Origin of the sequence: Pseudorhodobacter sp., assembly GCF_030452865.1 — a bacterium.
In the GTDB taxonomy this organism is placed as follows: domain Bacteria; phylum Pseudomonadota; class Alphaproteobacteria; order Rhodobacterales; family Rhodobacteraceae; genus Pseudorhodobacter.
The window spans coordinates 1-12,799 of record NZ_JAKDLJ010000064.1 but is presented as its reverse complement, the minus strand read 5'-3'; the positions used below and the strand labels follow the sequence as shown (position 1 = coordinate 12,799).

The 12,799-nt window shown below is 59.3% G+C and carries 13 protein-coding genes; 3 read left to right on the top strand and 10 right to left on the bottom strand.

Translation table 11 applies throughout. From position 1 onward, the window contains the following. The 10 genes from L0H65_RS06015 to L0H65_RS05970 all read right to left on the bottom strand — a co-directional run. The coding region (locus L0H65_RS06015; protein WP_301457934.1) for an SUMF1/EgtB/PvdO family nonheme iron enzyme at positions 1-641 on the bottom strand (641 nt) is incomplete at its 3' end. A 14-nt stretch (positions 642-655) separates the two neighbouring features. After that, positions 656-2,146 carry a tripartite tricarboxylate transporter permease gene (locus L0H65_RS06010; RefSeq protein ID WP_301457933.1) on the bottom strand — a complete coding sequence of 497 codons (1,491 nt, stop codon included), beginning with the start codon at positions 2,144-2,146 and terminating at the stop codon, positions 656-658. Positions 2,147-2,155: 9 nt separating this feature from the next. Beyond that, on the bottom strand, positions 2,156-2,605 hold the full coding sequence (locus L0H65_RS06005; RefSeq protein ID WP_301457932.1) for a tripartite tricarboxylate transporter TctB family protein: 450 nt from the start codon (positions 2,603-2,605) through the stop codon (positions 2,156-2,158). Continuing rightward, complete coding sequence (locus L0H65_RS06000; protein WP_301457931.1) at positions 2,605-3,558, bottom strand: tripartite tricarboxylate transporter substrate binding protein; 954 nt, start codon at positions 3,556-3,558, stop codon at positions 2,605-2,607. The genes L0H65_RS06005 and L0H65_RS06000 overlap by 1 nt, the downstream gene beginning before the upstream one ends. Positions 3,559-3,731: 173 nt before the next feature. Then, entirely contained in the window at positions 3,732-5,120 is a 1,389-nt protein-coding gene (locus L0H65_RS05995) for a TRAP transporter large permease (protein WP_301457930.1), read from the bottom strand. Positions 5,121-5,123: 3 nt separating this feature from the next. Continuing rightward, the gene (locus tag L0H65_RS05990; protein ID WP_301457929.1) at positions 5,124-5,804 is read right to left on the bottom strand and encodes a TRAP transporter small permease; all 681 of its coding nucleotides are present in this window, start codon (positions 5,802-5,804) and stop codon (positions 5,124-5,126) included. 64 nt (positions 5,805-5,868) lie between these two features. Continuing rightward, positions 5,869-6,876: a DctP family TRAP transporter solute-binding subunit gene (locus tag L0H65_RS05985; RefSeq protein ID WP_301457928.1), complete on the bottom strand. Its 1,008-nt coding sequence runs from the start codon at positions 6,874-6,876 to the stop codon at positions 5,869-5,871. Between the two features lie 113 nt (positions 6,877-6,989). Continuing rightward, a complete protein-coding gene (locus L0H65_RS05980) occupies positions 6,990-8,165 on the bottom strand; it encodes a CaiB/BaiF CoA-transferase family protein (protein WP_301457927.1) in 1,176 nt (391 codons plus the stop codon). Continuing rightward, positions 8,166-9,314 (bottom strand): acyl-CoA dehydrogenase family protein, encoded by a 1,149-nt coding sequence (locus L0H65_RS05975; protein ID WP_301457926.1) that lies wholly within the window; start codon positions 9,312-9,314, stop codon positions 8,166-8,168. After that, on the bottom strand, positions 9,311-10,159 hold the full coding sequence (locus L0H65_RS05970; RefSeq protein WP_301457925.1) for a MaoC family dehydratase N-terminal domain-containing protein: 849 nt from the start codon (positions 10,157-10,159) through the stop codon (positions 9,311-9,313). The genes L0H65_RS05975 and L0H65_RS05970 overlap by 4 nt, the downstream gene beginning before the upstream one ends. 245 nt (positions 10,160-10,404) lie before the next feature. Here L0H65_RS05970 and L0H65_RS05965 point away from each other — a divergent pair, with 245 nt between their 5' ends. The 3 genes from L0H65_RS05965 to L0H65_RS05955 form a co-directional block, all read left to right on the top strand. Then, positions 10,405-11,295 carry an aldo/keto reductase family oxidoreductase gene (locus tag L0H65_RS05965; RefSeq protein ID WP_301457924.1) on the top strand — a complete coding sequence of 297 codons (891 nt, stop codon included), beginning with the start codon at positions 10,405-10,407 and terminating at the stop codon, positions 11,293-11,295. After that, the gene (locus L0H65_RS05960) at positions 11,292-11,852 is read left to right on the top strand and encodes a flavin reductase family protein (RefSeq protein WP_301457923.1); all 561 of its coding nucleotides are present in this window, start codon (positions 11,292-11,294) and stop codon (positions 11,850-11,852) included. Before L0H65_RS05965 ends, L0H65_RS05960 begins: the two co-directional genes overlap by 4 nt. An 84-nt stretch (positions 11,853-11,936) precedes the next feature. After that, a partial coding sequence (locus L0H65_RS05955) for a cation transporter (RefSeq protein WP_301457922.1) occupies positions 11,937-12,799 on the top strand: 863 nt, incomplete at its 3' end.

Here is a 12,799-nt window from a genome sequence, read left to right as displayed (position 1 = left end):
TGAAACGTATTCATTGCATAGACCCCTCCGGGAGTCAGTTCATCCCCCCATGGAAATTTCCGCTTGGCAAGCCCGCCGCGCGCGGCAAATTCCCATTCCGCCTCGGTTGGCAGGCGCAGGCCAGACCAGTTGCAATACGCCAGCGCGTCATACCAGGCGATATGGGTTGCAGGATGGTTCTCCCGCCCTGCGATGCCTGACCCCGGCCCTTCGGGTGCGGACCAACAGGCACCATCAACCTTGCGCCACCAAGGAAGCGCGGGCGGTGTCACCGTCCAGCGTTCGGGATTGTCGAGCAGCAACTGGAAAACGAAGCCCCAGCCATCCTGTTCGGCAATGGTGCGATAGCCGGTTGCGGCGGTAAACTTGGCATAATCCGCCGTTGTCACGCTGTAAGGTGACATCAGGAACGGGCGCAGTTTGACCTTGCGGCGTGGGCTGTCCAGATCGGCGGCGAACGTGGATTTGCGCGCGCCCATGTCAAAAATCCCGCCGGGAATAGGGGTAAGCCGCGCGCGGAGTTCCGCTGTGATTGCTGCGGGTGCGCAGCTAACGCCCTGCGCCAATTCCAGAAACCGCGCATCCCGGCCGGATAACGCAAGATCGCCACCTGTTCCACAGCAGCCATTGGTTCCTGTCACGTTTTGCACTGGCGCTAACGATCCACGCGTGCCGCCCCACGCAGCATCCGTTTGCCGTGGGCGATCAGCGGCGGCAGCAGCAGCAGGATGATGATGACCCACATCACCTTTGCAATCGGGCTTGCAAAGAATATCCAGGGAGAGCCTTTTCCGATGATCATACCTTGCGAAAACCCGTGTTCGGCAATCGGCCCAAGGATCAGCCCAAGGATCAGCGCCTCCAGCGAGTAGCCGAGCTTCTTCAGGAACAGGCCGAAGAACGCGAAGCCGATCATCAGATAGACATCGAACACCGATTGTTTCAACGAATACGACCCAAGGATCGCAAAGGCGCTGATCACCGGCACCATGATCGCGGGCGGGATCAATGCAATTCGTGCAAGATAGGGTGCGACGCTGATGCCCGTGATCAGAAACACGATATTGGCGATGAACAGCGAATAGATGAACGGATAGGTCTTGTCGGCATGGACTGCAAACAGGTCCGGCCCCGGAATCATCCCGTGGATGATGAACGCCCCCATGAGCGCGGCGGCCACGGAATTGCCCGGAATCCCCAGCGTAAGTGTCGGCACCAATGAGCCGCCGACGCAGCCGTTGTTGCCGGATTCCGCCGCTGCAATCCCCTCGGGCGCGCCCTTGCCGAACATGGCCTTGGTCTTGGAAAGCCGCTTGGAGAAGTTATAAGACAAGAAAGCCGCAATCGTTGCCCCTTCCCCCGGCAAAATACCGACAACCGTGCCGGTCCCGGAACCAAGCGCCATGTATTTCCATATTCCCTTCGGCATCGGTTCCGATTTCTGGGCTTGTTTCAGCACGGAGGCATCAATCTGCATGCTTTCCCGCTGGCCCGCGATCTCCAACATCTGGATCATCGAAAACAAGCCGATCAGCGCCGGCATGAAGTCGATCCCGTCGATCAGTTCAATCGACCCCATGGTATAGCGCAGACTGCCCGACATGCTGTCAGTGCCGACAATCGCGATGATCATGCCCAGCACACCCGCCAACAAAGCCTTGAGCAGTGAAGTTTCCTCATCCGCGATGGAAACGATCCCGGCAAGCCCCATCAACGCCAGCAAAAACGTCTCTGCCGGGCCGAAATGCAGGGCTTGCTTGGCCAGAAATGGCGCGAACATCAGCAGTATTAACACCGAAAACATCCCGCCGACGAAGGAGGCGATGACCGATATTTTCAGCGCCAGTCGCCCCCTGCCCTGCCTGCTCATCGGGTAGCCTTCGATTGCTGTGGCAACGGCGGCAGGCGTGCCGGGGGTGTTCAGCAGGATCGCGGGGATGGAGCCGCCATACATCGCTCCGGAATAGATACCGCCGAGCAGCATCAACCCCAGAACCGGGTCCATCGTATAGGTGAAGGGCACCAGCAGGCCCACCGCCATCGTCGCCGTTAACCCCGGCATCGCCCCGATCACCACCCCGGCAATGGTGCCGATGATAATCGACAGCAGCGAATGCGGGGCAAAAACTACGGCAAGATATTCCATCGAATTCCTTTAGAACAAGTTCGGACCGGGGAGATTGACCGACAAAAGCTGCACGAAAATCAGGTAAACCGCCAGCAGGACACCCCCGGTTGACAGCGCGATGACAGCCGGGTTGCGATAACCCAGCATCACCGCAATCAGCGGAATAAACACCGCTGCCGGGATGAAAAAGCCCAGGCTTTCAAACAGCACCGCAAAGATGATCAACCCCACCATCAGCCCGAAGAAGCGCGAAGCACGTCCGAATAGGTCCAGCGGTTCGCCACTGCCCGACGGCTTTCGCAAGGAAAACAACAGTTGCACAGCACTGAGCCCGCCGAAGGAAACGGCCAGAAACCGGACGTAAAGTGCCGAGGTTTTCTGCGCGATGCCGGGATAGCTGGCCGTGCTGAGATACAGCAGCACGGCCAGAACGATGAAACCGCCAAGGACAATGCGGTCAAGCAGCTCTCGGGTCATTACCAAGGTGCCGCGTCAAAGACCTTTTGCGTGTCGGCTTGCAGCTTTTGCAGATAGGCGGTGTAATCGGGACCGTTCATTTCCAAAAGGTAAATCGAACTCGCCTTCGCCTTGTCCTGGAAGGTCGCGTCCGCCATCACGGCGGCAAACACCTCATCCAGCTTGGTCTGAATGTCGGCGGGAACGCCAGCCGGGGCGACAAAGCCACGGGTCGCGCGCATCTGCACGTCATAACCGCCCTCAACACCCGTCGGGACATCCGGCACCAGATCGTTGCGCTTGTCGGTCAGGATGGCGATAATGGTCGCATCGCCTGCCTTGTGCTGCGCTTCCATCTGCGACAGGTTCATGAACGACGCATCGACATGGCCACCCAAAATCGCGGCTTTCTGTTCGGTGGAGCCTTTGGTCGGCAGCAGGTTGAACGTGACACCCACCAGCGCCTCGAATGCCTTGGCAGCAAGGAAATCATCCGAGCCGATGCCGTTGACCGCCACTGTCAGATCGCCGCCCTTGGCGGCTTCGGCCAGATCGGCCAGCGTCTTGATCTTGCTGTCTTTCGGCACCACAACGATTTCCGGGGCGTCGGCGGTGTTGCCCATGACGTGGAAATTGTCGAGCGTGTATTTCGCCCGGCCCGAGGCGATATGGGCAACCAGTTGCGGCGTGAACACCAGCCCGATGGTATAGCCGTCCGGGGCCGCGCGCGAAATCGCTTCAAAGCCTTTCTGGCCGCCCGAACCGTCAATGTTGTTCACCACGAATTTGAAGCCGTCAAACTTGCTCTCCGCCACTTCGGCAAAGATGCGGGCGGTGGTGTCTGTCGACCCGCCGGCGCTGGAAGGTACAATGATTTCAATCGGTTTGGTCGGGTAATCCTGCGCGATTGCAGGCGCTCCCATGACAGCAAGCAAAGCAAGCCCAGCGACAAAGCTGCGTTTTGTAAGTTTCATGTATCCTCCGGATGCGTTGGGATTTGCACGGCTGTTGCGCGCGATGATGGGCCAGAGTTTCACGCAAATGTCGCGGATTGCAAGGGTTAATGTGCCCGGAAAATGCCTGCTGCCCGGCATTGTAACGCCGTTCTGGCGCGCGACAAAATTTGCGCACCAGAACGGACAAGATGTTATTTGATAATCACTTCCGGCCCCATGATCGAATTTGGCAACCAAGTCGACAGGAACGGAATATAGGTCACCATGATCAGAAACACGAACAGAACCGCAAGGAAGGGCAATGACGCCCGCACCACGCGCATGATCGACATTCCCGCCACGCCCGAGGTGACAAACAGGTTCAACCCCACCGGCGGCGTGATCATCCCGATCTCCATGTTCACCACCATGATGATGCCAAGATGGATCGGGTCCACCCCAAGCTCAATTGCAATCGGGAACACCAAAGGTGCCACGATCAGCAGAAGGCCCGACGGTTCCATGAACTGACCGCCGATCAACAGGATGACGTTGACGATCACCAGAAACATGATTGGCCCCAGGCCCGCGCCCAACATGGATTGCGTGATCTTCTGGGGTATCTGCTCATCCGTCAGCACATGCTTCAGGATCAGCGCATTGGCGATGATGAACATCAGCGTAATCGTCAGCTTGCCCGCCTCAAACAGCGTGTCGCGGGTGTCGGGATGAATGAACGCTGTCAGCAGCGCCTGGGGTTTGCGGTAAAGGGCAATGTTCTGCCCATCTGCGCGCAGCGGCCCCATGTCGCGATAGATGAAACAGGCCACCAGAAACGCATAGACGGCGGCAACGGCGGCGGCTTCGGTCGGGGTGAAAATGCCGTTGGTAATACCGGGAATACCATAAAGCCCGACCATGATGATCACGATCAGCATCAGCCCCCAGAACGCATCGCGGAACGAGTCCCAAACCTCACGCCAGCCTTGCCATTCGCCTTTCGGCAGCTTCTTGAAAATCGCGATGATCAGGATCGTCGCCATCAACATGAACCCGGCAAGCAGGCCGGGAATGACGCCTGCAAGGAACATGCGGCCCACCGAAACATCGGTGGCCGAGGCATAGACCACCATCACGATCGACGGCGGGATCAGGATGCCCAAAGTGCCTGCATTGCAGATCACGCCCGCCGCAAAATCCTTGCTGTAACCAACGCTGCGCATTGCCGCGATGACGATGGACCCAATCGCAACCACCGTCGCAGGCGACGACCCGGACAGCGCGGCAAAGAGCATACAGGCAAACACACCAGCAATCGCCAATCCACCCGGCAAATGCCCGACGCAGGCGACGGCGAAGCGGATGATGCGTTTGGCCACGCCGCCGGTTGACATGAACGACGATGCAAGGATGAAAAACGGGATTGCCAGCAAGGTCGCATGGCCTTCCATCGCCTGATAAAGCGTTTGCGCGATAGAGGCGAGCGAGGTGTCGGAATACATCAGCAAAAACAGCGTCGAGGAAAGACCAAGCGAGATCGCAATCGGCACCCCGATCAGCATCATCGCAATGACCATCGCAAACAGGAACAGGGTTTCCATACCTCAGTTCCCTTCGTTCATGTGGCGCACATCTTCAATCGCATCTTCCGCCTCATGGCTGACAATCAGCGCATCGCGCTTGCCTTGCAGCAATTCCCAAGCAGCTTGCAGCAGGCGGAACAGCAACATGAAGCAACCGAAGGGCAGGATGACGTAGGGAATGAAACGCGGAAGCTTGGTGTAATGCTCCCCCGCGTTGAATGACGGCTCGATAAAGCGCAACCAGTCCGGCATCGGGATGGTTTCAACCTCATACCAGCCCTGATCGCGGGTCTTGATGAAACCTTCGGGGAACCAGCGACCACCGGTTTGTGGCAAGCCCGCAAAAGGCGCCCAATAGTCCCACGCCCCTTTCAGCAAAAGCGCCGCGTAGATCAGACAGAGCACGGTCGCAAACAACGTCATCGCGCGGCGCACCGGGTTTGGCACCATGGTCAGGATCGCATCAACACCCAGATGCGCCGTGACCTTCACGGCATAGGACATGCCGAACAGCACCAGCCACGCAAACAGGATCAGCGATGCTTCCAGCCCCCAGATCAGGGATGAGTTGAAGACATACCGCAGCACGACGTTGATAAAGGTCAATACCGTCATCAGCCCCAGAATGATCGCAATCGCCGTTTCCTCGAATGTGTCGATCATCCGGCCAAAAGCCGTTTTCGGCGCGTATTTTGCGCTCATTGCGTGTCCCTCCCCGCGGGTCCTTGTTGCGGCGCGCGATGTTCCCCGCGCGCCGCGATTTTCCTTAGTGTTTGGCGTTGATCGCCTGTGCGGCGTCAATGTTTTCCTGGCCAACGCCGTCAACAAACTTCGCCCAGACCGGCTTCATCACCGCAACCCAGGCGTCATGCTGTTCCGGCGTCAGTTCGCGGATAACCGCGCCTGTATCCAGAATTGCCTGACGTGCAGCAGCGTCAACGTCATTGACCGCCGCATTCCGTTCGGTCGAAACTTCGTTGAGGATTTTCAGAAGCTGGTCGCGGGTGTCAGGCTCCAGACTGTCAAGCCATTCGGTGGAAGCGACGACCAGATAATCCAGCGCACCGTGGTTGGTTTCGGTGGTGCCGTCCTGCACTTCATAAAACTTCTGGCCACGAATGTTGGCCCAGGTGTTTTCCTGACCGTCGACAACCTTGGTTTGCAACGCGCCGTAGACTTCGGAAAACGCCATCGGTTGCGCACTGGCGCCAAGCGCCTCCATCTGCGCCACGATCACGTCAGACGGCTGCACCCGGAATTTCAGACCCTTGGCATCCTCGGGCATGATCAGCGGCTTGTTGGCCGAAAGCTGCTTCATGCCATTGTGCCAGAATTCCAGACCCTGCAAGCCGCGCCGCTGCATCGAATCCTTCATGGCCTGACCGGTATCGGAGTTCTGGAATTCATCCACGGCCGCGATATTCTTGAACATGAAAGGCAGATCGAAAATCTGGAAAACCTTGGTGAAGGCTTCGAATTTCGACAGCGAAGGGGCCGCGAATTGCACGTCCCCTTGCAGCATCGCCTCCAACACCTGATCGTCATCATAGAGCGTGGTGTTGGGGAAAACCTCCATGCAGGCCTTGCCGTCCATTTCGGTATTCACCCGGTCGGCGAACATCTGTGCGGCGATCCCTTTTGGGTGTTTGTCGGCGTTGGTCACATGCGAAAACTTCATCTTGATCTCGCCTTCGTCACAGCCCGGTGTCGCGAATGCCGCCGTTGTGGTCAGCACCAATGCGGCGGCGGTCATCGTCAATGTCGTAAATTTCATTGCATTCTCCCTGTTGCAGTCCCAGTCCCTTTTCGGGCGGATGGCCAATTAAGACTGTTCATCACGGCTTTGTCACTAGGCTTTATCGCCGTGCGCGCAATCGCGGCCAAGGTTCAGGTAACGCCATCCCGCGCCAGCGCGGCAATTTCGCCTGCATCGAATCCAAGCTCCGTCAGGATCGCGATGTTGTGCTGGCCAAGGGCGGGAACCGGGTCCATGCGCGGCGGTGTCGTGCAATCCGCGCCGGGGGGCAACAGCGCCGGCACCGTGCCGGTCGGTGTCTCCACCTGCCGCCAGCGGTTGCGCGCCGCGAGTTGCGGATGCGCCCAAAGTCCTGCCATATCGTTCATCACAGCGTTGGCGATCCCCACCGCGTCAAGCCGCGCCGTCACCTCGGCGACCGTCCGCGCGGCAAAAGACAGCGTAATAATCGCCGCCAGCGCCAGCTTATGTTCCACCCGTTTGCCGTTGGAGGTAAAGCGCGCATCCCCCGCCAGCCCCGGTGCATCCAGCACACCTTCACAAAACGCCGCCCATTCCCGTTCGTTCTGCACCCCCAGCATCACCACACCATCTTGCGCCGGAAACGGTCCGTAGGGGTAAATCGTGGCATGAAACGCCCCCGCCCGCACAGGCGGCTTTGCCCCATCGAAGGCGTAATACATCGGATAGCCCATCCATTCCGCCATCGCCTCCAGCATCGACACGTCAATTTCCCGGCCCTGCCCGGTCCGGCCCCGCTGGATAAGTGAGGTCAAGATGTTGGTATAGGCATACATCCCCGCCGCAATATCCGCGATGGATATCCCGGCTTTGGACGCCTGATCTTCCGTCCCGGTCACCGATAAAAACCCCGCCTCTGACTGGATCAGCAGATCATAGGCCTTGCGGTCCCGGTCCGGCCCATCCGCGCCGTACCCAGAGATATTGCACACAATCAGCCCCGGATGATCCGTTCTAAGCGCCTCATATCCCAGCCCCAAACGCGCCGCCGCCCCCGGCGCAAGGTTCTGCACCACCACATCCGCCTTTCCCACCAATGCCCGCAAAATTGGGGCCGCTGACGGATGCTTCAAATCCAGCGTCAGGCTTTCCTTGCTGCGATTGGTCCAGACGAAATGCGACGCCATGCCTCGCACACGGCAGTCATATCCGCGGGCGAAGTCGCCCGTACCGGGGCGCTCCACCTTGATAACCCTAGCGCCTTGGTCTGCCAGTTGCCGCGTCGCAAACGGTGCCGCGACGGCATGTTCCAGCGACACAACCGTAATCCCGTCCAGCGGCAGCATTTAAAACGACCTCGGCAGGCCAAGGATATGTTCCGCCACATAGGACAGGATCAGGTTGGTCGAAATCGGCGCGACCTGATACAGCCGCGTCTCGCGGAACTTGCGCTCCACATCATACTCATCGGCAAACCCGAACCCGCCATGGAACTGGATACAGGCATTCGCCGCCTCCCAGCTTGCCTTGGCCGCCAGATACTTCGCCATATTCGCCTGCGCACCGCACTCGATCTTGGCATCAAAGCGGCGGCACGCCTCAAACCGCATCAGGTTCGCCGCCTCCGTCTCAATGTAACTTTCCGCAATCGGGAACTGCACACCTTGGTTTTGCCCGATCGGGCGGCCAAAAACCACACGCTCCTTGGCATAGGCCGTCACCTTGTCGATGAACCAATAGCTGTCACCGATACACTCCGCCGCAATCAACGTGCGCTCCGCGTTCAACCCGTCAAGGATATAGCGAAAGCCCATCCCCTCCTCACCGATCAGGTTCTCCGCCGGGATTTCCAGATTGTCGAAAAACAGCTCATTCGTCTCATGGTTCACCATGTTCGGAATGGGTTTCACCTCCATCCCCGCGCCAATCGCATCGCGCAGATCCACGATGAAAATAGACATCCCCAAGGATTTCCGCGTCACCTGCTCCAACGGCGTCGTCCGCGCAAGCAAGATCATCAGGTCGGAATGCTGCACGCGCGAAATCCAAACCTTCTGCCCGTTCACCACATAGCGATCCCCCTTTTTCACGGCGGTCGTGCGGATTTTCGTGGTATCCGTCCCGGTCGTAGGCTCCGTCACGCCCATCGACTGCAAGCGCAATTCCCCACTCGCAATCCGCGGTAAATACGCGTCTTTCTGCGCTTGCGAGCCATGCCGCAGCAGCGTGCTCATGTTATACATCTGCCCGTGACAGGCCCCCGAATTGCCGCCCGCGCGATTGATCTCCTCCATAATCACGCTGGCCTCGGTCAACCCGAGGCCCGACCCGCCATACTCCTCCGGTATCATCGCGGCCAGCCAGCCCGCGCGTGTCAAAACATCGACAAACGCCTCCGGATAGCCCCGCGCCGCATCCACCTTGCGGTGATATTCCGCCGGAAAAGTCGCGCAAAGGTCGCGCACCGCGTCCCGAATATCTTGATAATCGCTCATTCCACCACCGCCTTTGCATCCATTGCCAGCGCGCCGTCATCGCGCCGGATCCACAACCTGAAACCGCCCTCAACCGCCGCGCCATGCACGGAAAAAGCTGCGGTGTCGAAAACCGGGGCCATCGCCCGAAACTCAAATTCCCTCACCACCGCGTCCGGAAATTGCCGCCGCAGCAAATCCAGCAGCAACGTCGCCAGCAACGGTCCATGCACGACCAATCCCGGATAGCCCTCGGTTCCCGTACAAAACGACCGGTCATAGTGTATCCGGTGCCCGTTGAACGTCAGCGCGGAATAGCGGAACAACAGCACCGGGTCCGGCACCACCTCCCGCGAAAAATCACTGAGCTGCGGGGCCATTACAGGCGTCGGGGAGGGCGCATCAGACGCGGGCGCCTGACGGTAAACGATATCATTCGACTCCTCGATCCCCAGCACATCGCCGTCAAAAACCCGGTGCTGAACCGTGACAAAAACCAGATCACCGCTGCGTCCGCATTTGTGATCGACCGATGCGACGGTTGATGTTTTGAGCAGAACCGACCCGATCCGCAACGGTGCCAGGAACCGCAAACGACTACCCGCCCACATCCGGCGCGGCAGTGGGACGGGTGGTAAGAACCCCCCGAGGGCGGCATGACCGTCATAGCCTGCATCACTCAGCGTAAAGACCGGCAGAAAATGCATCCAGTGCCATAGCGGTGGCAGCGCCGTGCCTTCGGCATAGACCGGATCGGCCCGGTTCAGTGTTGCCGCCAAAGCATTGGCCGGGAACGGCGCGATATGTTCGGTCGTAGTTTCGGATTTTCCGACCCATTCGCGCAACTCAGCAAGATTGAAACCCATTCACCCCTCCGCTTCCTGCTATTGTTTGCCATGACCTGCACATTTTGCAAAGGATTGCGCCACGTTCCGGCAAATGACATGACGCGCAGGACCGGCTGGGTGCCATGTGCCGGTTTAAGGCTTGCACCCCTATGGACCCTGCGCGATACCGGACCGGCGGCATTCTGAGCCCTGTTTGGAACCGCACCCCCCGTCGGCTGCGCCGTTGCACCCCGGCATCACCCTTTGGACGCAAGGACACGCGGATGGAACGGGTCACTTTGGGCAAGATCAACCTGTCGCGGCTGGTTTATGGCATGTGGCGATTGGGCAAGGATGAGAACACCGCAACCTCGCATATCCAGGCGAAGGTGGAGAGCTGTCTGGCCCAGGGCATCACCAGTTTCGACCAAGCCGATGTCTATGGCGGCTACCGGGCAGAGGCGATGCTGGGTGCGGCATTGCGCGCTGCCCCCGGTCTGCGCGACCGGATGGAGATTGTGACCAAATGCGGCATCGTTACCCCCGTCGGGCGCTATGCCAGTGCAAAGGTGAAACACTACGACACCTCTGCCGGGCATATCATTGCCTCGGTGGAAACCAGCCTGCGCGATCTGGGGACCGACCGGATTGATCTTCTGCTGGTTCATCGGCCTGACCCGTTGATGGATCATCACGAGACGGGAGCCGCGCTGGACGGGTTGGTGCGATCCGGCAAGGTGCGGGCGGTCGGGGTATCAAATTTTCGACCATGGGATTTCACGCTGCTGCAATCGGCGATGACGACGCCTCTGGCAACCAACCAGATCGAGATCAACCTGATCGCGCATGAGGCGTTCACCAATGGCGATTTGGCCTTTCATCAGGAACGCGGCATCCCCGTGATGGCATGGTCGCCGCTTGCAGGCGGCCGCTTGCTCGCCGAAGCCGGGGAAACCCTGCGCAAACGCTTGGCCGAAATCGGGGCCGCGCATGACACCGATTGGGGCGCTGCGGCAATCGCGTGGTTGCTGCGTCATCCTGCCCGTATCCTGCCTGTCGTCGGCACCAACAGCCTGGAGCGCATCGCCCAAATCTCGGACGCGATGCGGGTTGAGATTGATCGCCAGACCTGGTTTGAGCTTTATACCCTGATCATGGCACATGAGGTTGCATGATGGTGCGGAAGGACGCGAAGACCGGACAGGAGGAGGCTCCAGAGTCGAAAGATGCGCAGGCTGAAGTGGCGATTGTTCCCACAGGCCCGCAGTTGCGGGCGTTTCGGGATGCGTTGGGCCGCTTTGCAACCGGGGTAACGATTGTCACGATTCCGGGCAAACACGGCCCGATCGGTTTTACCGCCAACAGCTTTTCCAGCCTGTCGATGGACCCGCCGCTGATCCTTTGGGCCCCGGCGCGCGCTTCCGCGCGTTTTGAGCTTTACTCCGCCGCACCGCATTTTGCGGTTCATGTCCTGTCGCAGGATCAGTCCGACCTTATCAAGAATTTTCATCGAGGCGGCGACGGGTTTTCTGCGATCACCCACCATCACAACGCCGAAGATGTGCCGATCTTTCCGCGTAGCCTTGCGCGGTTTGACTGCGCACAACACGCCACGCATGATGGCGGCGATCACCTGATCATTGTCGGGCGCGTGTTGCGTTTTGTGACCGGAACCGGCGCACCGCTGGTTTTTGCGCAAGGACGCTATGGTGGGTTTGTGCCGGGGAAGTAGGGCTGTTTACCGCTCTCCCCTTGACCTTCCAGTTACAGGAACCCTTATGTTGGGGGTCACGCAACCGGAATCAGGACTTTCACCATGGCCACCACCTATCGTCTTTTCCCGACAAATATGTCTTGCGCGTCTTGTGTCGGGCGGGTGGAGCGCGCGATTGCCTCAGTTGCAAGCGTGACGGATTCGTCGGTTAACCTTGCAACCGAAACCGCAAGTTTCACCGCAACGGTTGAAGCCCTGCCACAAGTCGCAGCAAAACTGGCCGATGCCGGCTACCCCGCGCGGCAAGCCTCCACCCGGTTGAATGTCAGCGGGATGAGTTGCGCCTCGTGCGTCGGGCGGGTTGAAAAGCACCTCAAGGCACAGCCGGGGGTGATTGACGCAACCGTCAACCTCGCAACCAGAACCGCCGATATCACCTATCTGGACGGCGCAGTGACGCCACAGACGCTCGCCGCAACCGTCACCGCCGCTGGATATGAGAGCAGCGCGCCAAGCGCCGAAGGCGATGCGACCGATAGCAAAGCTGACGAAGAGAGTGACTTACCGCGCGCGATGGTTCTGGCGGCGGCGCTGACCCTGCCGGTGTTTCTGATAGAGATGGGCGGGCATGTCATCCCCGGCCTGCATCATTGGATCAACGCGACAATCGGGCAACAAACCAGTTGGATGATTCAGTTTATCCTGATTACCCTGGTGATGGTCGGGCCGGGACGGCGTTTCTATGCGCATGGTATCCCGGCCCTGCTGCGCGGTGCGCCGGAAATGAATTCACTGGTGGCAATTGGCACCGCGACCGCGTGGGTCTATTCCACCCTCGCGCTTTTTGCGCCCGGCCTGTTCCCCGCAGGAACCCATGCTGTGTATTATGAGGCGGCGGGCGTCATCATCACCCTTATCCTTCTGGGCCGCTGGTTGGAGGCGCGCGCCAAGGGCCGCACCGGTGC

Excerpts from the sequence above, each read along its gene's own strand:
- L0H65_RS06005 (WP_301457932.1), bottom strand. The coding sequence starts at position 2,605 with ATGACCCGAGAGCTGCTTGACCGCATTGTCCTTGGCGGTTTCATCGTT.
- L0H65_RS05980 (WP_301457927.1), bottom strand. The coding sequence starts at position 8,165 with ATGCTGCCGCTGGACGGGATTACGGTTGTGTCGCTGGAACATGCCGTC.
- L0H65_RS05960 (WP_301457923.1), top strand. The coding sequence starts at position 11,292 with ATGATGGTGCGGAAGGACGCGAAGACCGGACAGGAGGAGGCTCCAGAG.
- L0H65_RS05990 (WP_301457929.1), bottom strand. The coding sequence starts at position 5,804 with ATGAGCGCAAAATACGCGCCGAAAACGGCTTTTGGCCGGATGATCGAC.
- L0H65_RS05975 (WP_301457926.1), bottom strand. The coding sequence starts at position 9,314 with ATGAGCGATTATCAAGATATTCGGGACGCGGTGCGCGACCTTTGCGCG.
- L0H65_RS05985 (WP_301457928.1), bottom strand. The coding sequence starts at position 6,876 with ATGAAATTTACGACATTGACGATGACCGCCGCCGCATTGGTGCTGACC.
- L0H65_RS05970 (WP_301457925.1), bottom strand. The coding sequence starts at position 10,159 with ATGGGTTTCAATCTTGCTGAGTTGCGCGAATGGGTCGGAAAATCCGAA.
- L0H65_RS05965 (WP_301457924.1), top strand. The coding sequence starts at position 10,405 with ATGGAACGGGTCACTTTGGGCAAGATCAACCTGTCGCGGCTGGTTTAT.
- L0H65_RS06010 (WP_301457933.1), bottom strand. The coding sequence starts at position 2,146 with ATGGAATATCTTGCCGTAGTTTTTGCCCCGCATTCGCTGCTGTCGATT.
- L0H65_RS06000 (WP_301457931.1), bottom strand. The coding sequence starts at position 3,558 with ATGAAACTTACAAAACGCAGCTTTGTCGCTGGGCTTGCTTTGCTTGCT.
- L0H65_RS05995 (WP_301457930.1), bottom strand. The coding sequence starts at position 5,120 with ATGGAAACCCTGTTCCTGTTTGCGATGGTCATTGCGATGATGCTGATC.